General features: G+C 51.1%; 21 protein-coding genes. 6 read left to right on the top strand and 15 right to left on the bottom strand.

The genetic code is table 11. The features are described 5' to 3' along the window. Window positions 1-94: 94 nt before the first annotated feature. Genes HMPREF0980_RS02955 through HMPREF0980_RS02935 form a run of 5 tightly spaced genes read right to left on the bottom strand, consistent with a single transcriptional unit; the run spans window position 95 to window position 6,596 of the window. Window positions 95-1,141, bottom strand: a complete 1,047-nt coding sequence (locus HMPREF0980_RS02955) for an ABC transporter permease (protein ID WP_147629772.1) — start codon at window positions 1,139-1,141, stop codon at window positions 95-97. Then, window positions 1,125-2,684, bottom strand: a complete 1,560-nt coding sequence (locus HMPREF0980_RS02950) for an HlyD family secretion protein (RefSeq protein WP_049727633.1) — start codon at window positions 2,682-2,684, stop codon at window positions 1,125-1,127. The genes HMPREF0980_RS02955 and HMPREF0980_RS02950 overlap by 17 nt, the downstream gene beginning before the upstream one ends. 19 nt (window positions 2,685-2,703) lie before the next feature. Then, window positions 2,704-3,549, bottom strand: coding sequence for a carbohydrate ABC transporter permease (locus tag HMPREF0980_RS02945; protein ID WP_049727632.1), 846 nt, complete (start codon window positions 3,547-3,549; stop codon window positions 2,704-2,706). Continuing rightward, complete coding sequence (locus HMPREF0980_RS02940) at window positions 3,533-4,450, bottom strand: carbohydrate ABC transporter permease (protein WP_198146149.1); 918 nt, start codon at window positions 4,448-4,450, stop codon at window positions 3,533-3,535. The genes HMPREF0980_RS02945 and HMPREF0980_RS02940 overlap by 17 nt, the downstream gene beginning before the upstream one ends. Next, window positions 4,359-6,596 (bottom strand): extracellular solute-binding protein, encoded by a 2,238-nt coding sequence (locus HMPREF0980_RS02935; RefSeq protein ID WP_049727631.1) that lies wholly within the window; start codon window positions 6,594-6,596, stop codon window positions 4,359-4,361. Before HMPREF0980_RS02935 ends, HMPREF0980_RS02940 begins: the two co-directional genes overlap by 92 nt. 189 nt (window positions 6,597-6,785) lie before the next feature. On the opposite strand from HMPREF0980_RS02935, the gene HMPREF0980_RS02930 reads away from it, so the two are divergent. Together HMPREF0980_RS02930 and HMPREF0980_RS02925 are read left to right on the top strand one after the other, a co-directional pair. Further along, the gene (locus tag HMPREF0980_RS02930) at window positions 6,786-7,469 is read left to right on the top strand and encodes a response regulator transcription factor (RefSeq protein WP_049728306.1); all 684 of its coding nucleotides are present in this window, start codon (window positions 6,786-6,788) and stop codon (window positions 7,467-7,469) included. Then, window positions 7,459-8,772, top strand: coding sequence for a sensor histidine kinase (locus HMPREF0980_RS02925; protein ID WP_049727630.1), 1,314 nt, complete (start codon window positions 7,459-7,461; stop codon window positions 8,770-8,772). The genes HMPREF0980_RS02930 and HMPREF0980_RS02925 overlap by 11 nt, the downstream gene beginning before the upstream one ends. 57 nt (window positions 8,773-8,829) lie before the next feature. Here HMPREF0980_RS02925 and HMPREF0980_RS02920 read toward each other — a convergent pair whose 3' ends face one another. After that, window positions 8,830-9,123, bottom strand: coding sequence for a hypothetical protein (locus HMPREF0980_RS02920; RefSeq protein ID WP_049727629.1), 294 nt, complete (start codon window positions 9,121-9,123; stop codon window positions 8,830-8,832). A 178-nt stretch (window positions 9,124-9,301) separates the two neighbouring features. On the opposite strand from HMPREF0980_RS02920, the gene HMPREF0980_RS02915 reads away from it, so the two are divergent. Next, window positions 9,302-10,030 (top strand): ABC transporter ATP-binding protein, encoded by a 729-nt coding sequence (locus tag HMPREF0980_RS02915; protein WP_049727628.1) that lies wholly within the window; start codon window positions 9,302-9,304, stop codon window positions 10,028-10,030. A gap of 1 nt (window position 10,031) precedes the next feature. Then, window positions 10,032-10,877 carry an ABC transporter permease gene (locus HMPREF0980_RS02910; protein ID WP_049727627.1) on the top strand — a complete coding sequence of 282 codons (846 nt, stop codon included), beginning with the start codon at window positions 10,032-10,034 and terminating at the stop codon, window positions 10,875-10,877. A 52-nt stretch (window positions 10,878-10,929) separates the two neighbouring features. On the opposite strand, the gene HMPREF0980_RS02905 is transcribed toward HMPREF0980_RS02910, so the two are convergent. The 3 genes from HMPREF0980_RS02905 to HMPREF0980_RS02895 are packed head-to-tail and all read right to left on the bottom strand — an operon-like array spanning window position 10,930 to window position 13,792. Then, on the bottom strand, window positions 10,930-12,249 hold the full coding sequence (locus HMPREF0980_RS02905) for a replication-associated recombination protein A (protein WP_049727626.1): 1,320 nt from the start codon (window positions 12,247-12,249) through the stop codon (window positions 10,930-10,932). Window positions 12,250-12,251: 2 nt separating this feature from the next. Beyond that, the gene (locus HMPREF0980_RS02900; protein ID WP_049727625.1) at window positions 12,252-13,016 is read right to left on the bottom strand and encodes a tRNA threonylcarbamoyladenosine dehydratase; all 765 of its coding nucleotides are present in this window, start codon (window positions 13,014-13,016) and stop codon (window positions 12,252-12,254) included. Window positions 13,017-13,036: 20 nt separating this feature from the next. Continuing rightward, window positions 13,037-13,792 carry a polysaccharide deacetylase family protein gene (locus tag HMPREF0980_RS02895; RefSeq protein WP_242847323.1) on the bottom strand — a complete coding sequence of 252 codons (756 nt, stop codon included), beginning with the start codon at window positions 13,790-13,792 and terminating at the stop codon, window positions 13,037-13,039. Between the two features lie 175 nt (window positions 13,793-13,967). On the opposite strand from HMPREF0980_RS02895, the gene HMPREF0980_RS02890 reads away from it, so the two are divergent. Continuing rightward, a complete protein-coding gene (locus HMPREF0980_RS02890; RefSeq protein ID WP_049727624.1) occupies window positions 13,968-15,338 on the top strand; it encodes an MATE family efflux transporter in 1,371 nt (456 codons plus the stop codon). A gap of 93 nt (window positions 15,339-15,431) precedes the next feature. Here HMPREF0980_RS02890 and HMPREF0980_RS02885 read toward each other — a convergent pair whose 3' ends face one another. Continuing rightward, complete coding sequence (locus tag HMPREF0980_RS02885) at window positions 15,432-16,001, bottom strand: flavin reductase family protein (RefSeq protein WP_049727623.1); 570 nt, start codon at window positions 15,999-16,001, stop codon at window positions 15,432-15,434. A gap of 24 nt (window positions 16,002-16,025) precedes the next feature. Continuing rightward, a complete protein-coding gene (locus HMPREF0980_RS02880) occupies window positions 16,026-17,672 on the bottom strand; it encodes a putative manganese-dependent inorganic diphosphatase (RefSeq protein WP_049727622.1) in 1,647 nt (548 codons plus the stop codon). A 199-nt stretch (window positions 17,673-17,871) separates the two neighbouring features. Here HMPREF0980_RS02880 and HMPREF0980_RS02875 point away from each other — a divergent pair, with 199 nt between their 5' ends. Beyond that, complete coding sequence (locus tag HMPREF0980_RS02875; RefSeq protein WP_049727621.1) at window positions 17,872-18,558, top strand: S1 RNA-binding domain-containing protein; 687 nt, start codon at window positions 17,872-17,874, stop codon at window positions 18,556-18,558. 14 nt (window positions 18,559-18,572) lie between these two features. On the opposite strand, the gene HMPREF0980_RS02870 is transcribed toward HMPREF0980_RS02875, so the two are convergent. The 4 genes from HMPREF0980_RS02870 to HMPREF0980_RS02855 are packed head-to-tail and all read right to left on the bottom strand — an operon-like array spanning window position 18,573 to window position 22,603. Then, window positions 18,573-18,989, bottom strand: a complete 417-nt coding sequence (locus tag HMPREF0980_RS02870; protein WP_049727620.1) for a C-GCAxxG-C-C family protein — start codon at window positions 18,987-18,989, stop codon at window positions 18,573-18,575. A 12-nt stretch (window positions 18,990-19,001) separates the two neighbouring features. Beyond that, on the bottom strand, window positions 19,002-20,921 hold the full coding sequence (locus tag HMPREF0980_RS02865; protein ID WP_049727619.1) for an NAD(+) synthase: 1,920 nt from the start codon (window positions 20,919-20,921) through the stop codon (window positions 19,002-19,004). A gap of 27 nt (window positions 20,922-20,948) precedes the next feature. Further along, complete coding sequence (hslO, locus tag HMPREF0980_RS02860) at window positions 20,949-21,824, bottom strand: Hsp33 family molecular chaperone HslO (RefSeq protein WP_049727618.1); 876 nt, start codon at window positions 21,822-21,824, stop codon at window positions 20,949-20,951. Between the two features lie 20 nt (window positions 21,825-21,844). Beyond that, window positions 21,845-22,603: a class I SAM-dependent DNA methyltransferase gene (locus tag HMPREF0980_RS02855; RefSeq protein ID WP_049727617.1), complete on the bottom strand. Its 759-nt coding sequence runs from the start codon at window positions 22,601-22,603 to the stop codon at window positions 21,845-21,847. Between the last annotated feature and the right edge of the window lie 156 nt (window positions 22,604-22,759).

Raw genomic sequence — 22,759 nt, 5'->3', positions numbered from 1 at the left:
TTATTTGTCAACACTGTTTATACTTTTTTTAGATAGAAACGCAAAAATTCAGCACAGCATTTATATGCTATACTGAATCTAAAAATATAAGTGATCAGCAGCGGTTCCGTCTTACACTTACGATTGCCCACGCCGTAAAAAAGAGGCTTCCCCAGGCGAGATACGCACAATGCCGGCTGTGATTCAGTAGCTGCGCATCGCCCGGCAGCGGCTTCATCTGTGCCAGCTTCGTGTGCATGTCTGCCAGCGCCGAAGCCTTCTTGCCGTAGAAGCTGAAGTCAGACCATTTCGGCGGGATATAATCCAGTCCAAAGCGGAAGCTGTATCCGATGCCGGCAAAGATGAGAACAGCGAGACCGATGCCCCACGCCGCCGAAAGCACCGCCCTTACATACTTCTGCTCTGCCACATTGATACGCCTTCTTACCGCAGCATAGAGCCAGAGAACGACAAGCCAGAGCGGCAGCGTCAGAAATAAGAAGTTAAAAGCCGAATAATCGCATCCCGGCAATATGACAGCCGGGACGCCGAATCCTTGCTGCTCCAGCCATTCCATTGCCTCAGAGGCAGACGTTTTGTCTGGGTATTCCATTTCCATATAAGGGAACCCCTCGGCCGCCTTGTTCTGTATCCAGAGCATATTTCTGACGTCTTTTATAATTCCTCTGATGATATATTCCCTGCCGTCCACATGCAGCACTTTCCCCAACACGCGGCTGCTGCCGAACAGCGCTCTGGCGCCCGCGTCACTGACCGCACAGCCTTCGGTATCGCTTTTTGGAGGATACATGCCCTCCAGCTTCTGCCCCGGCAATATCTGCTCCAGATTTCCATATCCTTCTATTAAGGAAAAGCGTTCTTCAGCGGTATATTCTTCCGCAGCAACCTCTATCCCTTCTTTCATGTTCCACAGTGTCACGTACGGAATAGCTCCGTTTTGCTTTTTGCCGCTCCGGTCTGCCTTGCTGCGCTGTTCATAGTAATCATCCAACTGGGCCGCAAGCACGGTACCCCCTTCAAATCTGGCACGTACGACATGGTCTGTCCCCGCCACATAAGCATACTGTATGGCGGATAGAACGAGAAGTACAATGCCGGTCAGAAACAAAGCCATCTGCGGCAGCCTAATCTTTTTCCTCAATTTGAAATCTGTCTCCTTCATTAATCTCTTTGCTGCTTTCTATAATCACGTCTGTCTTATTATCCAGATTGCCTTCTACCGCTACCTTGTTCAAATCCTTTGCCTTTTTTACGAGACGAAGCCTTTCTGCCACGTATTCCTCCCCGAGTATGGTATCTTTCTTACGGGAAATGAGGCAGAATGTTCCGCTCTGGTCTTCACGTATCGCTTCCACAGGCAGTATCCAGTCATACCGTATATCCGACTCTTTGTCGATGACATAGCTGCCTTCCGTTCCGGCTGCATAATCATCCCCGTCAAGTTTTGCAGTAAGATACATGATGCTTTCCTGACCGGTCTGCCCTTTGGCCGCTTCCGCGCCGGCAGCAGCTTCGCCCTCGCTGCCGCTGGCTTGGCCGCCGCTGCCACCGCTTTGTTCTGCCCGGATATCAGTAATCTTTAATCTCTTCTTGTCCTTTTTACCGGGGAACTCCACTTCCATGGAATCGCCGGCCTTGAGCTTCTTCGCATTGTCTTTATCAACTGCCGCACGGAACTCATATCCTCCTGTCCCTATCCTGATATACTCCTGTCCTGACGTCACCATTCCTTCTGTCAGGCTGTTCTCCGTAACCGTCCCTTTCACAGGCGACGTTATCACCCCGTCCGCGTCCATGACTTCCTGAAGCCAGTCGACCTTCTTCTGCTGCTGTTCAATGTCTATCTTCATCCCTTCCTGGGTAATGCCTGAGCCCTGGCTGGCCTTCTGCCGGTTAGACGCCGCATTGTCGTCCTCGGCCCGGGCTATGTCATATGCCGCCTGAGCCTGTTCCAGCGCATCCTGCATTGCGTCACGGTTCTGTATCAGGGCGTCCATCTGTGCATCTTTCTCTGCTTTAAGGTTCCCGGCCTCTTCTTCCGCGCTCCTTACTGCCTCTTCATATGCGGCCTTTGCTTCGCTGCTGCTCTCACCACCCTGCTTCATAAATGTATCGTAGGCCGCTTTTTTCTTCTCTTCCAGCCGCTTTTGTCTCTCTACGGCCGCAGCTTCTTCTGCCTTAGCCGCTTCCTCAAGCTTAGCCGATGCTTCGTCAAAGTGTTCTCGTGCCAGCTCCAGGCTCTTGCCTGCGGAATATGCCTGCGGCGTCGCGGCATCCGGCACCGCGTCCAGCTGTTCCTTCTGAAGCTGAAGGCGCAGCTTGGCAAGCGCAGCCTTTTCCTCATCCAGCACTTTTATCAGCTCATCGGTATCTGCCACTGCGAGCGGGCCTCCTTCCTCCACGGTCGTACCCGGTTTTGTAATCTCACGGATCCTCAGCTTCTCCGGCAGCGTCACAAGTTTTCCTTCAGAAGCAATGATGCTTCCGGAACCCTTGATGGTGTAATTCAGGCTTCCGGAAGAAGCCCTTTCAAGCCGCACTCTCGGGACGATTACCGAATCCGCTGCCCTCGATACAACCGTGCTCAGCGCCATTAGTACAAAGAATGCTGCAAGAAGCCTGCCCCAGAACGTTTTCTTCTTCATCTTATCCTTCATATTGATACGTTTTAACCATTGAACCATGATATGCCTCTCCTTGCATTTATTCTTTCAGCCCTGACGCCGCAATCCCCTGTTCCAGATACTTCTGGCCCCACAAGAACAGCAGTACCGCCGGCAGCATCATTACGATGGAAGCCGCGAAAGAGACATTAATCTTATCAGCGGTAATATTAGGTAGATAAAGCGACAGCGGCCACAAATTCTTTGTTTTTAAAAATGTCATCGGCTGCTCGATGACATTCCAACATTCCAGGAATCCGAGAACCATGGCTGAAATGATTCCAGGCAGAGCCATCGGTATCCCGATGGACACAAAGATGCGGAACTCCCCGGCACCGTCAATCCTCGCAGCCTCCATCAGGGAATCTGGTATGCCGGCAAATGCCTTGGTCATAATAAATACCGGAAATGTGTTGAACATGCCGGGCAGTACGAGCGCCAGATGCGTATCCAGCAGCTGAAATTTTTTTAAGATGAGATATCCAGACACCATCGTGACCTGAAAGGGCATGATCATCAATATCATATACAGAAGCATCAGAAAGTTCCTGCCGCGAAACGTATATCGCCCGAATGCCCATGCCGCAGGCATGCCAAGCAGAAGCTGACCCGCAAGAATGGGAAATACCTGTTTGCATGAGTTCCAGAACATAACAAAAAATCCCGGTGAATCTAAAAGCAGCTCTACATACGGGGCCAGCGTAGGAAACCGGGGCAGCAGAGCAAAATGCACCTTGCCGCCGTTCCCGGACAGCACCGCGCCTGTATTTTCAATCAGCTCCCAGCTGCCCATAAACGACTGACCTGCCATATAGAAGAGCGGGAGCCATATCGCACTGCTGAGTACGGCCAGTACGGCCACCGTCCAATTATTTTTTCTTTTCATTTGACATATGCACCCCTATCATAATCAATGCCACCGTCAGAGCCATCATGACAGAGGCCGCGCTCATTTTCTGAATGTCGAGCTTCACGAACCAGTTGTTAAAAAGATGCTGAAGCATATAGATGCTCTTATGAGGATAGTCGCCGGCTATCAGATATGCCTCCCGGAATACTTTGAAGGAGTTCACGAGCGACAGGACTGCGAGCATGGCTGCCGTAGGCCGGAGCATCGGCAGCGTGATATGGATAAAGCATTCTTTTCTTCCTGCTCCGTCTATCCGTGCCGCCTCATAAAGAGACTCCGGAACCGAATAAAGGCCGGCAAGCCATAAGACCATATCATAGCCAGTGTTCTTCCACAGATAGCTGAATACGAGGACATAGAATGCGGACGGGCCATTCATCCAGTCAACCGGGCTGATATGGAACGTATCGATAAATGCATTCAGAAATCCGTTGCTGTCAAAGACAAGCCGCCATAGTACCACGATGGAAGCAACCGGAATCGCCATCGGAAACAGAAAGACTGTCTTAAGCAGCTCCTTCAGTTTCGCGATTCCATTAATCATGACAGCTATCGTCAGGGAGAGCACCATAAGCAAGGGAATACAGACTGCGATGAAACGTACCGTATTCCAGACTGCCAGCTGAAATGAACTTTTTCCAATCACGGTCAGATAATTGGCCATGCCCACATAGTCTGCTCCCATGGCGTCCAGAAAGGAACGCCTGAGCACATCCAGGAATGGGAAGAGTACAAAGAGCCCCACTCCTGTCATGCTTGGCAGAAGAAATAGATATGGCCTGCTTTTATTCCGCCAGATAAGTATCTGCTTTTTCTGAAATATCTTCTGCCGCCTCTTCTGCGGATCTGCTGCCGTCAAAATATGTCTTTGCCCCATCCAGTATCATCTCTCCTATAATGTCGTCCTTCTGTACAGGAACGGTAAGTTTCTTACCTAACTCTGCAAGGGATTTCACTTCACTTTGATGCGGAAATGTAATAATCTCCTCACCCGTCGCTTCTCCTTCTTCGCCGTCGGAACTTGCCTTGCCTACAGCTACCGATAATCCGTCTCCTTCTTCCGGATTCTCCTCCAAACTCTGTATCCATGCTTCCATCGCCTGTTCATTCACTGGAAAACCATTCTCTACATCTATGGACTGTACTTCATCGGATAAGAGCATCTTGATAAAATCTTCCGCCAGCTCCGTATTCTTGGAAGCTTTATTTATGCCTGCAATGTCATGAGGTATAAAGATTCCATTCACGTCAGACGGAGAAGCGCCTTCTCTTCTCAGATAGTGATAAGGTACCATCATTCCCTGGATTCCCTTCATCTCTTTGGAAGACAGCATATCCTTTTTGTCCAGGCTTCCTAACTTGCCCACATCCCAGTCAGATTCCGGCTGTTCTTCATCCGAGCCCCATACTGTGACAGAGCTTAAGGATTTGTCCCCCGTGTCTTCTGCTTTCCCCACAATCTCCATCAATTTAGCCAGCAGTTTCGTATCAATCTCCTTGCCTTTGCCGACGATATCTTCATAATACATATTTAGCAGAAGGCTCATCAAAGACTCTTTATCCACCTGATCCATCACGTCATCCCACTCATGGTCTTGCATGTAATCCACCAAGGCGTCCGCTGATTTGAATGCTTCTGCCATACTGCCGCCGCCAATCAGGAGAGGAATCCCGTAGCGCGTAGGTATCTGGTATATTTTCCTGTCTTTCCGGTACGGTTTTATTATGTTATCGCTCAGTTCAGACTCTTTCCCAACTTCTTTCAGAACCCCGCTTATGTCAGCCAGAACTCCTTTTTCAATATAAGAATCCGCAGGCAGGCCATCCAGCATTATGACGTCGGCGCCGCTGCCGCTGAGCAGTTCCGTATTAAGCGCCCGGATGCTGTCCGCTTTCGTGCCGGTCCCCTCACCTGCATTTCCTGTCTTATATTCAATCCCTACATCGGGGTGCTTCTGCTGGTATTTGGCAATCGCCTGCCTGACAGCGGCACTTTCCTCCAGCCCGTATACGCGCAGCGTATGGGATGGCTCCGTTTTTGCCTCTTTGTCGTAGACGTACCGGTACATTTCATGCGTAGTACGGCCGCTTGTCTCCTGGACGCTCATCAGTACTGTATAATCGTCTTTGGCCACCTGAACGAGATTCATGATATTAGTCTGAGGTATGCCCAATGCTGATGTGTTTCCGTCGACCAGGTCTTCTGCTATGCTGCCTCCCAGCGTCAGATGATGCAGCCCGTTGGAATCGGCTATGATACAGTCGTCGCTGTCGCCGAGCCTGATGATGCCGTTATCGGCCATGTCCGCATATTGGATCTCGTCCTTTACTTCTCCGCTGCCTGTGTCATAGCATACGAGTCCGCTTCCATCTGAGCCGGCCAGCAGGATCCTGTTATCCCTGACATCCATCGGCATAGCCAGCAGCCCTGAGAACTGGTTCCCCTGGAAGCTTCTGATCTTTCCGCCGGTACCTTTGTCATACATCACCACTTCCCCGTTCACAGGGACTGCCAGAAATATATTTCCTTCCTTATCGACACGCAGCCCGCCGATAAGCGGGTAGATGCCGTTACTATCCTTTTCCGCCAGATCCGGTATCACAATCTCCTGGCTTTTGCCGCCGTCCTTTCTTACAAGATGGGGCATAGCATGCTCATCATTGTAAAGCGCATACAGGCCTCCGTCTTCTCCCTTCACAATTTTGCTGAGCGCCCCGCCGGTTCCGATGGCGCTGTTCAGCCATGAAGCGTCCTCTTCTGCAAATTTGCTGCCGTTGTAGCGATATGCCTTATATGTTCCGTCTTCCTTGTTCCGGCTGTAGAGGACAGCTCCTTTCTCGCCGTCTTCTATAAGTGCGGCCGCCTCCTCATCCTCCTTCAGGGGAAGCTTGACCTGCTTCTCCACATACCTTCCCATTGCCTCCTTTTTCCTGTCCCCGTCTTTTTCTGCCGAACACCCTGCGGCCCCGGTCGCTATGAGCGATACCGCGAACAGCATCGCTATGATCCGTTTTACTTTCAATGTGTAAGCCTCCATTTCGTTTCTACATTTCGTTTTTTGAACTCTGCCTTAAGTCTAACAGAAGCTTCTCTAAAAATCTTTTAAGGATTCTGCCAGATTTTAAAGATTTTTTAGAGGATTATTTGATATACTAATGGAAATCGCTGAATGATTGCTGATGACCATAAAAAGCTGAAAGGATTCTGTATCGTGAGAATATTAATGATTGAAGATGATTTGGATCTGTGCGAAGCCGTGCGCTGCCATTTGATAAAGGATAATTATGAGGCCGATATATGCACGACTGGTACAGATGCTTTATTCTACGCCTCACAGCAGGCATATGACGCCATCATACTGGACCGTATGCTCCCGGGTATAGACGGTATGACCATACTGCAGTCTATCCGGCGCAACGGAATCCAGACACCCATCATCCTCGCTACTGCCATGAATGATATCTCCGACAGAATCGACGGGCTGGATGCTGGAGCAGACGATTACATCGTAAAGCCGTTTGACGTGCTGGAGCTGATGGCAAGAGTGCGCGCCCTCACCCGGAGGCCGGCCGCACTGCTTCCAATCCGCGGAGTAACCTGCGGCGATCTGGAACTGTGTATCGAGAAGCACAGCATCTCCTGCGGCGGACAGATGCTGTCACTTTCCAAGAGGGAATCGGACTTATTTGAATATTTTATAAAGAATGCCGGGCAGACGCTGCCCCGTTCCCTCATACTGACCCATGTCTGGGGGCCTGACACGGAAGTTGAGGACGGGAACCTGGACAATTATATCCACTTCCTGCGAAAGCGGCTGAAAACGCTGGACAGCCGTACGAAAATCGTAACTATACACGGCGTCGGATATCGCATGGAGGAATCAGATGATTCATAAGTTAAGGAAAAAGCTCACCCTCGCCTATACTGTAACGGTCGGCATCGTCCTCATCTGCGTCCTCTCGGTCCTTCTGTATACGACTGAAAAGTCCATGGCCGAGCGCAATATCGATAACTTTAAGAAGAATGTGGCAGAGCTGAGCAAAAAGCTGCAGTACGGCAGCTCTATCTCCCAGACGTGGCTGACCGTCCAGGAAACGGAAAACGAGCTCATCATCCATATAGAAGATAATGCCGTACCGTTCTTATTCCCTGGCTCTTATGCCGCCGAGACGGACAGGGGACGTCTGATAGAAAAGGCAAAAGATATGGCCCGGAGCCAGCAGGTGAACGTTGATATGCCGCCTGTCTCCACCTCGCTGCAAGAGACAGGCATACTATCTCTTACCGGCTCCCGCAATGACACATACCTTGCATATGTGATGGTCACCCCATCCCTGAATGAAGGCTTTAGAAGCCTCGTCGTACTACATGACAACAGGCAGACGACCGCCCAGATTACAAATGGACGCATGCTGTTCCTCATCACAGGCCTCTTCGGGATAGCGGCTATCTTTCTTGTCAGCTGGCTGTTTGTTGGACATTCCGTGAAGCCGCTTGCCAGGAACCGGGAACGGCAGAATGAATTTATTGCCGCCGCCTCACATGAACTGCGTTCCCCGCTGGCGGTCATCCAGGCCTCCTCTTCCGCGATTCTGGCAGATCCCACGAAGGCAGAGGTGTTCCTGGCGGCGGTTCAGAAAGAGTGCCGGAGAATGGCTCGTCTCGTCAACGATATGCTCGTCCTGGCCTCTGCAGACACGAAAGGCTGGCAGATTGCACGCGAACAGGTAGACATGGACACTCTGCTTCTGGACGTCTACGAACACTACGAGCCGCTCTGTGCGGCAAAGCACGCGGCATTGAATCTGACGCTGCCTGATACGCCGCTGCCTCCTGTACAGGGGGACCGGGAACGTCTCGTGCAGATACTTTCCATACTGATAGACAATGCTGTCGCCTACGCCATCCCGGAGGACTGCCGGTGCGCTCCTTCGTCCATCGAACTTTCCGCCTGGGAGTCCAGGCACCACCTGAACGTCTCGGTAGCCGACCACGGCCCCGGTATCGCAGAGGCAGACAGGCCCCGGGTATTCGACCGTTTCTTCCGGGGCGACCACTCCCGCAAGGACAAGTCCCATTTCGGGCTTGGGTTAAGCGTGGCTAAGGAGCTGGCCCATCTGCACGGAGGGAATCTGGCTCTTACAGACACGCCAGGAGGCGGCTGTACCTTTATTCTGAACATAAAGTATCCGGGGTAGAAAGCAGCCGCGTTCCACCCCGGATTCGTCCAAATCGTATAGCTTATGTATCACCCTCTAGCTGAGCTCTATCTTCTCCGCCTCTTCTGGCTTGAAGTCATTTTCCAGGTCATAGATGTTATGTCCTGTCGACTCGCTCAGCACTCTTCCTTCCAGCGAATAGCATCTGATGAATCTCTTTCCGTCAACACTTGACCAGTGCTCCACGTCCCACGTAAGATAACCGTCCTCATCTGTCTTCTTTCCCTTCAGATATAAGTCGACTTGGCGCCCGTCCTTCATTATATTAACCAGGCCTTTCGTTCCCTCGATCTCTACTTCTTCTTTTTTCACTGAATCATAAATCTTCATATACATATCCTCCTGCTTTTCATTTAGAACTCATATAGCGTCATTATACCCTTATTGTCCTGAAAACTCAATCGGGACTGAGTTTTTTTAAATTATTCTTGACATTCTTTTTGTATTATTATATTATTGTACTAAATCAATAGTACAATTAGCAATGCAGCATGAAGGAGGCATTTATATGAGTGTGATACTGAGAACCAACCATGTTACCAAACGGTACGGCAGCCGCCCTGTAGTCAGCGATCTGTCCATGACGATACACAGAGGAGATATCTATGGTTTTATCGGCAAGAACGGCGCCGGAAAGACGACCCTTATCCGGATGATTACCGGGCTTGCCGCTCCTAGCGATGGAAATATGCTCTTGTTCGGAAAGCCCGACCTGCTGGAAGGGCGGAGGAAAATCGGAACGGTCATAGAATCGCCAGCATTCTATCCGGGAATGACCGCGCAGGAGAATCTGATCGCGCAGTGCAGGCTGCAGGGGGAGGACCCCGCACAGGCGGATGAGATTCTGGCCCTCGTCGGCCTGGACGACACGGGGAGGAAGAAGGCCAAGAACTTCTCGCTCGGCATGCGCCAGCGGCTCGCCATTGCCATCGCCTTAATCGGCAGCCCCGAGCTTCTTATACTGGATGAACCTACGAACGGCCTTGACCCGGAAGGTATCAAGGAAATACGAGAACTGATTCTTAAGCTCAATAAGGAAAGGGACATCACCGTCCTCATATCAAGCCATATTCTCGGGGAGCTGTCCAAATTTGCCACGAGATACGGTATCATACACCAGGGCCGGCTCATTGAAGAATTTACCGAGGACGAGCTGTGGGAACGCTGCCGCACCTCTGGCACACATGGAGCGATGGATCTGGAAGAATATTTCTTAAATAAGATAGGAGGTAAGTAAGATGATCAATTTACTTAGAAATGATTTTTATAAATTAGGGAAGGCAAAGTATTTCTGGGTATGCCTTATCGTTGCCGTCGTACTCGCCGCAGCTTCCATCTTCCTTCTGGACTTTACGTACAAGATCGGAGGAGACCAGATGGCCGCACAGATGGAGCAGCAGCAGAAAGCGCTGGATGAAAACGGGGTCAATATCTCTACACAGGGGGTACCCGGCAGCTATGACGAACTGAACGCCTCAGGGCAGATGCTTTCTTTCTTTGCCGGCAACACGACGCTCCTGCTGGCAGTGCTCGTCTCGCTTTTTGTCGGAAGCGAGTTTAACAACGGTACGATTAAAAATATAGCTTCCCGGAATTACAGCCGCGGCAGGATCTATCTGTCCAAGCTCATAGTGTGCGTGATTACAGGAGTCGTGTTCACCCTCCTCTATGCCGCAGTCTCCACCGTGACCGCGACGGCGCTCTGGGGCTTTGGGGACGTTGGTGCCGGATTCTGGCCGGACTTTTTCAAGGCGGCGGGAATCGAACTGCTGCTCGGAAGTGCATTCGTATCTGTATTCGTCATGTTCAGCATGCTCATCCGCCAGAATGGCGGTTCCCTTGCCGCAAATATCTGTTTTCTTGAATTTATCTCTCTGCTCGTCATGCTTGGAGAGATTATCATCAAGAAGCTGTCCGGCAGGACCGTCACCTTGTCGAACTACCTGATAGACACGAACATGACTGCCGTGTCAAGCGGCCTTACCCGCACCGTTGCCATCCGGGGTATCACGGTTGCCCTATGCTTTTTGGCCGCAGCCGCCATTATCGGAATGGTGAGTTTCCAAAAACGTGATATAAAATAAGCCAAGGCACGGCGGCTCCGCTTTACAGTGAAGCCGCCGTGCCTTTTTCCGTCTATCTGCCGTTCCTTAGGTATTCCATCCATTCACGTATCTTATTCTCATATCCGTTGCTGCCCGCTTCATAGAACCGCGCCCCTGCGATTTCTGACGGGAGATACTGCTGTTCCACATAATGATGCGGGTAATCATGGGCATATTTGTAACCGATTCCGTGCCCTATCTTCTTAGCCCCTCCGTAATGCGAATCCTGCAGATGAGGGGGCACCGTCGTCTTATACTGCTTCACATTCTCCATTGCGGCAGCTATCGCGTTGACGGCCGAGTTGCTCTTTGGCGCGGTCGCCACATAGAGAACTGCCTGGGACAGGATTATCTGCGCTTCCGGCATGCCGATGCGCTCTGCAGCCTGGGCCGCAGACACGGCTACGTTCAGGGCCATAGGATCAGCATTGCCAACGTCTTCGGAAGCACATATCATTACCCTTCTCGCTATGAATTTGATGTCTTCTCCCGCATACAGCATCTTAGCCAGATAGTATACCGCGGCATCCGGGTCTGAGCCGCGCATGCTCTTTATAAAAGCTGAAATCGTGTCATAATGGTTATCCCCGGTCTTGTCATACCTGACGACCCTTTTCTGAATACATTCGGACGCCACGTCCAGCGTAATGTGAATCTTGCCGTCCGCGTCCCTCTCAGTCGTCAGGATGCCAAGTTCCACTGCGTTCAGGGCATTCCTCGCGTCTCCTCCTGCTATATCTGCCAGGAACTCCATGGCATCCTCATCGATGACCGCTCCATAGCTTCCCATCCCCTTTTCCACATCGGTGACAGCCCTGCGTATCAGCGTCTTGATGTCTTCCTTGTCAAGCGGCTTAAGTTCAAAGATGCTGGAACGCGATATGAGCGCCCCGTTCACTTCAAAATACGGATTCTCGGTCGTCGCCCCGATGAGTATGAGCGTCCCGTCCTCTACGAAAGGGAGCAGATAGTCCTGCTGCCCTTTGTTGAACCGATGTATCTCATCGACAAAAAGGATAGTCCGCTTCTGGTACATCCCCTGCAGCTCCTTTGCCTGCTTCACGACTTCTTCCATGTCCTTCTTGCCGGCCACCGTAGCATTGATCTGCTTGAACTCTGCGCTTGTCGTATTTGCTATCACCTTGGCAAGTGTCGTCTTTCCCGTCCCCGGAGGGCCGTAGAAGATGAGAGAGCTCAGCTTGTCCGCTTTGATGGCCCTGTACAGAAGCTTGTCCTTGCCGATGATATGCTGCTGTCCAACCACCTCGTCAAGCGTCACCGGCCTGAGCCGGGATGCCAGCGGTGATTCGCTGTCCATATTCTTTTCTCTTACGTAATCAAACAAATCCATTTTCATTCACCCCCCGGGGTCCGGCCCCCTTCCAGATTATTGGGGTCTGGCCCCTTTGCAATCATATCCCTCACCGCTTCTCCTGCAATGAGCAGACCTGCCACAGGCGGCACGAAGGAGATGCTGCCGGGCAGGGAACGCCTGCTGCCCTTCTCTTCTTCTGTCTCCCTGGCAGAGATGTCAACCGGCTTTTCTGTGGAATACAGCACCTTCAGATGCCGGATGCCTCTTGCCCTCAGTTCCTTCCTCATCACCTTGCAGAGCGGACACACCGAAGTCTTGCTGATATCTGCAATTTCGAACGATTCGGCGTGCAGCTTGTTGCCTGTTCCCATGCTGCTGATAATGGGGATGCCGCGTTCCACCGCCTTCTGTACTACCGCGAGCTTGGCAGTGACTGTATCTATGGCATCTATGATATAGTCAGGCCGCTCCCCGAACAGTAATTCTACATTGTCCGGCAGAACAAAAGTCTCGTATGTCACCACATCTGTATCCGGGCAGATATCTTTTATACGTTCCCGCATCACATCTGTCTTTAGGCGCCCTACGGTACTGTGGGCTGCGACAGACTGGCGGTTGATATTCGTCAGCGAAACCTTGTCATTATCCACGAGCACAAGCCGTCCGACACCGCATCTGGCAAGAGCCTCTGCACAGTGGGAACCGACCCCTCCGATGCCAAGTACCATCACGGTGCTTCCTTTTAATATATGAAGCTTTTCCTCTCCAATGAGCAGCTCCGTCCTTGAAAATTCGTTTATCATAATGTAACGTCCAGTCCCCTTTATTCAATGATCAATTCATCTACTGTCACAAACTCGAATCCTTTTTTCTGCAGAATATCCACTATCCTCAGCGCCGCGTCTACAGAAGACTCATAACAGTCGTGTAATAGAATAATATCATTTTCTTCTGTTTCCGTCACTACCTTATTCACAATTTCATCCGTATTCTCTGTCGTCCAGTCAAGCGGATCAACCGACCACATCACAGGCATCACATCCATATCCAGTTCCAGGTTCTTCTGCCATACCCCGAAAGGAGGGCGCATATATTCCACATGTTCTCCTGTGATAGATGATATCACCTTGTCCGTATCCTCAATCTCTTTCCTGGCTTCTTCATCGGATTTTTTCGTGATATCTACGTGATGGTATGTGTGGTTGCCTATGAGATGGCCCTCGTCAAATAGCCTTTTTACGAGATCCGGATTGTCCTTCGCATTCATGCCGATAAGGAAGAACGTTGCTTTTACTCCCCTCTTCTTCAGCCCGTCCAGCAGCCTGCCTGTACATTGGGCGTTTGGACCATCGTCAAAAGTAAGTGCGATTTTCGGTGCTTCTTTTACGACCGAAGAATCCACAAAATCTACTGCTTCCTGAAGCTGTCCGGAGTCGCCCGCTCCCTTTCCGTTCTTCAAGTTTCCCGATATTCCAAGTATGCTGAACAGGCACAGCGTATATGCCAAACCACAAAAAAACAGTATCTTCTGCCTGCCGGTCCTGCCAGGCAGGACATGACCTTTATTATGATGCTCCACTTTACTGCCTCTGCTCTCTTTCTGACCTCTATGTTCTCTAATGTATATGAAACTGGCGAAATTAGTATGAGGCTGATTGCATTATATTTTTTATGGTGTTATAATAGGCGTCGGTGTACAGGCCAGTACACCGACACTGACACAATAAGTATGATAACACGAAGGAGGGCTACATATGCCAGAAATACAGAAGCAAGAAAACAAGATGGGGGTCATGCCTGTTCCAAGACTGTTGATTACCATGTCCCTGCCGATGATGCTTTCCATGCTCGTGCAGGCTTTATATAATATCGTTGACAGCATGTTCGTCGCACAGCTCAGCGAAGATGCGCTGACCGCGGTCTCTCTTGCTTTTCCAATCCAGACGCTGATGATTGCCGTGTCCGCCGGAACCGGCGTCGGCATCAACGCGCTGCTGTCACGCAACCTGGGAGAGAAGAATTTTGAAGGAGCCAACGACGCTGCCAGAAACGGCTTATTCCTTGGTATCGTGAGCTGTATCGTATTCGCGCTGCTCGGCGGCATCGGCTCCCATCTGTTCTTTGCCATACAGACGGATAACGACGTCATCGTAGCGTACGGCACACAGTATCTCACGATCATAACCGTACTCTCCTTTGGCATCTTTCTGCAGATTACGTTTGAGCGGCTGCTGCAGTCCACGGGAAAGACAATCTATAATATGATTACCCAGGGTACCGGCGCCATCATCAATATCATCCTGGATCCGATACTCATCTTCGGCCTGTTCGGTTTCCCGAGGCTTGAGGTTGCGGGGGCTGCTATCGCTACTGTCATCGGACAGATTGTAGCTGTAACGATGTCGTTCTTCTTCAACCTGAAGAAGAACAGGGAAATCAATATCAACATGCGTGGATTCCGTCCACATGCAAGGACGATTGCCATTATCTACGAAGTCGGAATCCCTTCTATCATCATGCAGGCCATCGGCTCAGTCATGACATTTGGAATGAACAAGATTCTGCTCATGTTCTCCTCTACGGCGGCCGCCGTGTTCGGCGTATATTTTAAGCTCCAGAGCTTTGTCTTTATGCCGATATTCGGGCTGAACAACGGTATGATACCAATCATCGCCTACAATTACGGGGCCAGAAACAAAAAACGGATTGTTGATACTACGAAGCTGAGCGTCATCATCGCGGTCGTCATCATGCTGGCAGGTTTCCTCATCTTCCAGACGTCATCAGGCTTCCTGCTCAAGACTCTGTTTGACGCTTCCGACAATATGGTCGCGATCGGCGTGCCGGCCCTGAGAATCATAAGCTTAAGCTTCCTGTTTGCCGGATACTGCATCATCGTAGGCTCTGTCTTCCAGGCGCTCGGCAACGGCATGTACAGCCTTATCGTGTCTGCGGCGAGACAGCTCATCGTCATCCTGCCTGTCGCTTATATATTTGCGGTCATATTTGGCCTTCATATGGTATGGTGGTCCATCCCGATTGCAGAAATCGTATCGGTCATCCTCTCCACGCTTCTGCTGAAGAGGATATACCGGCTGAAAGTGAAGCCTCTCGGGAAAGCATAAGGAAACTCCGCTTCTCAACGGTGCCATGCAGGGGATACGTGAAAAGACGGGGAGAAAGCTGCTGCTGCTTTCCCCCCGTCTTTTCACGTATCTCTATACCTTCTTCTTTACGCTCCAGCCAAATCTCCCGACCTTCCTCCCCAGCGCCAAGTACTCTCCGTGGGAATAAGCCAGAAGACCTGTCGTATTGAGCTCAAACTTGCCGTTCTTGTCCATATATCTATCATCTGCCTGTACAGCGGCGACCTCCGCCATAAACATATGGTGCGTCCCAAGCTCTTTTACCTCTGTCACCCTGCACTCTATATTGACCGGGCTTTCCTTGATAACCGGCGCGTAAGCAAGTTCTTCCGCCTTTCCCTTCGAAAGACGCATCTCTTTCCATTTGTCCACGTCCCGGCCCGACCTCACTCCACACCAGTCTGCTGCCCTGGCAAGCTTCTCCGTCGTCAGGTTGACGACGAACTCTCCCGTCTCCCTGATCATGTGGTACGAATACCGCTCCGGCCGCACGGAGATATACAGCATGGCCGGGTCGGAACATATGGTGCCCGTCCACGCAACCGTAATGATATTGGCCTCCCCGTCTTTTCCGGCGGCACTTACCATGACTGCCGGCAGCGGATAGAGCATATTGCCCGGTTTCCAGATTTGTTTTGACATTCTCTTTTCCTTTCCCTGCACATCCTACTGCTGCAGTGCTCCCACGAGCGCAGGTATGAGCTGCTTCTTACGGGATACCACGCCCTTAAGTACGATTTTCTCCGAGTCTTCCGGCAGATCAAAAGCGTCAGCCACATATGCCTTGGCGCCTGTGCCGCAGCACATAAGCTCCGTCGATTCGTCCAATATATCTGTCAGCATAAAGTAGATCATCTGCAGGTTGTGCTCTTTCAGCACTTTAGGAAGATGGCCTTTGAGCACATCCTTGATTTCCGCCAGCTCTTCCTTGCTCATGGAATTGATCTGCCCTACGCCGAATACGGCGTCGTTGACCGTGAACTGTTTGAAATCCTGGAAGCAGATGTCTTCCGCGCTCTTGCCCTTCAGGCTGCTTCCGGCATTGAACATCTCCTTGGCCATCTCTTCCATATTGATACCCGCAATCCTGGCCAGCTTCTTCGCCGTCTGCTCATCCAGCGCCGTGCAGGTCGGAGAGCGGAATAAGAGGGTATCCGAAATAATAGCGGAGCAGAGGAGCCCTGCCATCGTACGTTCCGGCCGGACACCTGCCTCTTCATACATCTGGCAGATAATCGTAGCTGTACAGCCGACCGGCTGGTTGCGGAAAAACACCGGTCCCATCGTCTCTATGCTGCCGAGCCTGTGATGATCGATAATCTCCACGATCTCCGCCTCTTCGATACCGTCCACCGCCTGCGACTTCTCGTTGTGGTCTACAAGGATTACTTTCTTCTTGCTTACATCCATGAACCGCCGCCTCGATATGAAGCCTTTGAATCTTCCGTGCCGGTCCAGAATCGGGAAATCACGGAATTTCTTCTTCGTCATCACCTCTTTGATATCTTCCACATAATCGCTCATCCGGAATGTCGTCAGAGGACCCTGGCTCATGAAGTGCTTGACCGGAATGCTCTGGTTGATAAGCCTTGCCGCGGTAAACGTGTCGTGGGGGGTGCTGATGATGACGATGCTCTGCTCTTCCGCTTTCAGGATAAGCTCTTCCGGCACCTCCGCTCCCTGGCATACTACGATACAGCTCGCGTCCACGTCCACGGCACACGCCTGCGACTCATAACGGTTGCCGAGTATCACCAGATCGTCCTTCTCGATAAATTCTGCCATCAGATCCGGGTTGGACGCGCCGATGGCCACCTTCCCTTTCGTAAAGTATCCGTGTTCATTACCCGTTATGAGCGTCCCGTCCAACGTCCTTATAATGTTCTTGTACTGGGTCTTGGCCTTGGACAAGATCGTACTGTCGTACACTTCCATATATGAAGTAGCGATATCACCGGTCGAGATAACTCCAACGAGTTCATCCTCCTTTAATACCGGAATCGTCTTTACATTATTCGCTTTCATCTTTGACCACGTATCTTTGATAGATACGTTCGGAGCCACACCGTCTATCTTATGGATGTCCATATCCTTGACCTGGAGCTTTACGTTGGACAGAAGAGAAGGCGGCTCGACGCCGAACTTTTCCAGCACGTAATGCGTCTCTTCGTTGATCTGTCCGGCCCTCCTGGCCACGTACTCTTCCCCGGTAGTCTCTTTCTTTAAATGTGCATATGCGATGGCGGAACAGACCGAATCCGTGTCTGGATTCTTATGACCTACCACATATACTTTTCCAGCTTTTTTTCCCATGGTTTCACTCCTTGCAAATTAACCTCTATTAGTAAGAGTGCCATCTTTTCAAGTGTTCGTCAACCTAATTTTTCCACATATATGTTTTTTTCTTTGAACATCCCTTACCTTTTGTGGTATACTGTTAATAATGTCACATGTCAGGCAGTGCAGACCCCCTGCAGGGGCTGCATATTATATTGTTAGAAAGGATTTTACTATGAGCGAAGAATTATTACATGAAGAAGCAGCAAACGAGCCACAGACGATGGCTGACCTGGAAGAACATTTCGATGATGCCAATCCGTGGAATGTCGTAAAAGACTATATGGATAAAGGCACAGTCCTTCCTGTAAAAATCGAAGGAATCGTAAACGGAGGCGCCATCGCGATGGTGGAGGGCTTGCGCGGATTCATCCCTGCGTCCAAGCTTTCTTTATCTTATATCGAGGATCTGGAAACGTACCTTTTGAAAGACATCGAAGTACAGGTCATCGATGTGGACCAGGCAAACAACCGTCTTGTACTGTCCGCCCGTGAGATATTGAAGGAGAGGGAACGGAAAGAAAAAGAAGAGAAAATCGCCAGCGTAAAGGTTGGCAGCGTAGTAAAAGGCAAGGTAGAAAGCCTTCAGAACTATGGGGCGTTCGTGCGGCTCGACGACGGCCTCTCCGGCCTCGTACACGTATCACAGATAAGCCAGAAGCGCGTCAAGGCACCAAAAGACGTGCTCAATGTGGGAGAGGAAGTCACCGTTAAGATTATCGGCCTCAAAGAAGGCAAGATAAGCCTCAGCATGAAAGCGCTGGAAGAATCAAAGGAAGAGGCCGTGGAAAAGGTTGATATCCCTAAATCCGAAAATATCGGTACGAATCTTGGAGACTTGTTTAAGAATATCAAATTATAAGAAGCAGGCGGGACTTAACTGTCCCGCCTGAAATATTTATCAAGTATATCCGCCGCGTCTTCCACGCATTTCATGCAGCATGCAAGGGGCTGGCTCCCTTCTTCTGTCTTCAGTTCTCTGCAGTAGAGGGAACGGTTCCTCCTTTTGAACTCTTCTGCAGCTGCAAGGATCCTGCCATAAGTATCTGCTTTTGTAGCTTTAGGATGCTCCATGTCTCCCGCGCTGCTGGCAAGGCTTATGATAAGGAACATGCCCACAGCCGCACCGCACGTATCCTTAAGCCCGCCCATGCCGGAGCCGAATCCCTCCGTCATCTTGAACACATCTTCTTCTCTTATGCCCAGTTCCCCACAATATGCACAGGCAACCGCCTGGCAGCAGTTATAGCCCTTCCTGAATTTTCCTATAGCCGTATGCTTATCCGCCCTCATCTGATACCCCCCTTAATCGAGCCTTACATGTGCAAGGTCTTCCAGCCACGATGCCGCGCACGCATCGCTCGGCATACGCCAGTCTCCTCTCGGCGACAGTGCAACCGTTCCTACTTTCGGACCGTCAGGCAGACAGGAACGCTTGAACTGCTGGCTGAAAAACCTTCGGTAAAATGTCTCCAGCCATTTCAATATCGTGATGCTGTCATATTCTTCCGCAAAAGCCAGCTTGGCTATCCGGTATATCTTCGACGGCTCATACCCGAAACGAATCATATAGTAGAGGAAGAAATCATGCAGCTCATAAGGGCCTACAAGATCTTCTGTCTTCTGGGCAATCGCTCCGTCCTTCGGCGGCAGAAGTTCAGGACTCACCGGCGTATCCAGCACATCATACAATACTTCTTTCAGTTCCCCGTCCCCGCACGTATCCGCAAAATAGTGGACAAGATGCCGCACGAGCGTCTTCGGAACGGAGGCATTCACCCCGTACATGGACATGTGGTCCCCGTTATATGTTGCCCATCCAAGGGCCAGCTCGGACATGTCCCCGGTGCCGATGACGAGCCCCCCGGTCTGATTGGCGATATCCATCAGCACCTGTGTCCGCTCCCTCGCCTGCGCATTCTCATACGTCACGCTGTGGTCCTCCGGGTCATGGCCGATATCATCAAAGTGCTGCTTTACCGCGGCCGCTATCGGAACTTCCCGAAGCGTGGCTCCAAGCTTCACCGACATCTTGCACGCATTCTGGTATGTCCGGTCCGTCGTGCCAAAGCACGGCATCGTCACAGCGGTAATTCCTTTCCGGTCCAGCTCAAGCGCATCAAACGCCTTGGCGGCCACAAGCAGGGCAAGTGTGGAATCAAGCCCTCCTGATATGCCTACGACAGCACTTCTGCACCTGGCATGTGCCAGACGTTTCTTAAGTCCCATGGCCTGGATTGTGAGAATCTCTTCGCACCGGTCTTCCCTCTCTTTCCCTTCGGCCGGTACAAACGGTCTGGATGCAAAGGTCCTCGTAAGGACCGTCTCTGTCTCGTCGATATAGAAAGGAATCCTGAGGAGCCTTCTCTCTTCCGAGCTCTGGAACGTCGTGTTTTTCCTCCGTTCGCTCACGATGCGCTTCACGTCAATCTCCGAGTAGATAACCCCATTTTCAAAGCGCCGGCCTGTACTGAGTACGGTACCGTTCTCGGCAATGATATTGTGTCCTCCGAACACAAGGTCGGTGGTAGACTCTCCTTCTCCTGCATTGGCATATACATAGCCGCTGATCAGCCTGGCTGATTGTCCTTCAATCAGGCCTTTCCTGTAGACAGCTTTTCCGACCGTCTCATCGCTGGCCGAGCAGTTGACGATGATGGACGCTCCTTCCCGTGCCGCTTCGATGCTTGGAGGCACCGGAGACCACACGTCCTCACAGATTTCTGCCGATACAATCAGGCTGTCCATGGCTGTCGACTCGAACAAAAGCTGCGGCCCGAACGGGATTACCTGGCCGTCTAACAATATTTCCCTGGCTTCTTCCGGTCCCTGGGAGAACTGACGCATCTCATAGAATTCACCGTAATTAGGCAGAAATGTCTTTGTCGTAAGCCCGAGTACGACTCCCTGGTTCAAGGCGGCTGCCACATTATAGAGTTCTCCGTCCACGACAAGCGGCAGACCGACGAATATGAGCGCGTCCTTGTCTTCCGTGAAGTCTGCCAGCCGGTGCAGCGCGCTCCTGGCATCCGACAGGAGTATATCCTGGGTAAAAAGGTCACCGCACGTGTAACCTGTCACACAAAGCTCCGGGAACACGATTACCTTTGCCCCCTTTCCTTCCGTCTCCTCAATCAGCCGGCATATCTGTTCCGTATTATATGCCACATCCGCCACCCGGATATCAGGGGTAGCCGCCGCCACCTTTACAAATCCCTGTCTCATGATTTTCCTCCGTCCAAACTTTATTTGTTATTTGCTCCGCTCCATAATCTCTTTCAGCTCTTCTATCGTATAACTATAGGCCGCATCACAGAAATGACATTTTACTTCGATATCTTCCCCATCGTCAATCATCTCCTGCAGATCCTTCCTCCCGATGCTGGCCACTACTTTCTCCACTTTCTCCTTTGAGCAGTCACAGTGGAATCTTGTCGGAACCGTACCCGAGATTTCCAGCCCCAGATTCCCGGCGAGCTCCTGAAGCAGCTGTTCCGGCGTATAGCCTTTGTCAAGCAGCTCCGTCACCGAGGTCACGTTCTTGAGGCGTTCTTCCAGCCGGCTTATCGTATCCTCGGATGCAAAAGGCATGAGCTGGATGATAAACCCTCCGGCGCGCCGCACCGTATTGTCATGATTCATCAGGACGCCCAGGCCCACGGATGACGGAATCTGCTCCGAGTTGGCAAAATAATACGTCAGATCCTCCGCAATCTCACTGCTTACAAGAATCGTCTGCCCGACGTACGGCTCTTTGAGCCCCATATCCTTAATCACCTGCAGCAGGCCGATACCGACAGCCCCTCCTACGTCCAGCTTGCCGTTCTTCGCTGGCAGCATGACGTCCGGGTTGTTGACATATCCCTTCACATTGGCGCTGCTGTCCGCGGTTACGGTAATCCCGCCAATCGGCCCATCTCCCTTGATCTGTAACGTAAGTACGTCCGAATCGTTCTTCATCATGCTTCCCATCATCGCACCTGCCGTCAGCAGCCTGCCGAGGGCCGCCGTGGCAACCGGGCTCGTATCGTGGTGCTGTCTTGCCGTTTCGACCATCTCAGCGGTCGTAGCCGCAAATATTCTTATCTGGCTGTCAGCCGCCGTCGCTCTAACGATATAATCTTTCATCTATATTCTGTTCCTTTCCTTTATTTTCCCTGTTCCTGGGCTATGACGCATATCCGTTCGCTCGAACAAAGCGGCGCGTCTTTCGTGTACGCGTCATAAGCTGCCAGATAGACCAGTCCCGCCCTCCTCAGCAGCGACTGTATCTGCTCGAGCGTATACCCTTTCTGGTAATGTGTTTCCTGGTATTTCCGGTACAGTGGCTCATGCTCTTCATCCCGGACAAAAAATGTCAGTTCGTACTCGTTGATCTGCTGCCCGCTGTCATAATAGTTGTCCCAGATGAAGCTGCATTCTTCCCTGTCTTCCGCTATGACCTGGCTGCCGAGTATCTCCCGGTATTTATATTCTGTATTAAAGTCAAAGATAAAAATGCCGTGGGGATCCAGATAATTATTGACGAGCCGGAACACTTCCAGCAGATCCTCCGGGTCTGTGACATAATTGACAGAATCGCAGACGCTTACGACTGCGCGCACTGTTCCGTACAGCTCAAATTCCCGCATATCCTGCAGCAGATAGAGGATGGAATGACCACTCGAGGAACGCTTGTCCATGGCAATCTGAAGCATGTCCTCCGAGCTGTCGGCCCCGATCATATCATAGCCCTGCCCCGCCAGACGCTCCGTCATGCTGCCCGTGCCACAGCCCAGCTCCAGCACAAGTCCGTCATCTATCCCATATTCTCTTAAGATTCCCACTATATACTCCGTCCATTCTTCATATGGAACATTGTCCATAAACGTATCATAGACATGAGCAAAGCTTGTATATGCTTCCATGTTTTTCCTCCTTAGTCCATACGTATATAAGTATATCACGCGTCCGGCATTTTATAAAGTAGTGTTTCAGACAGCGGTACGCCTCCCTTTGTCCCTGGGTGGAAAATAAAACCACGGCAAACCGCAAGAAAAATGAAACAGACCAGTCGGTTAGAT

This window comes from Dorea sp. D27 (assembly GCF_001185345.1).
In the GTDB taxonomy this organism is placed as follows: Bacteria; Bacillota; Clostridia; order Lachnospirales; family Lachnospiraceae; genus Extibacter.
The sequence above is the reverse complement of the archived record's forward strand: the minus strand, read 5'-3'. Positions and strand labels throughout refer to the sequence as shown.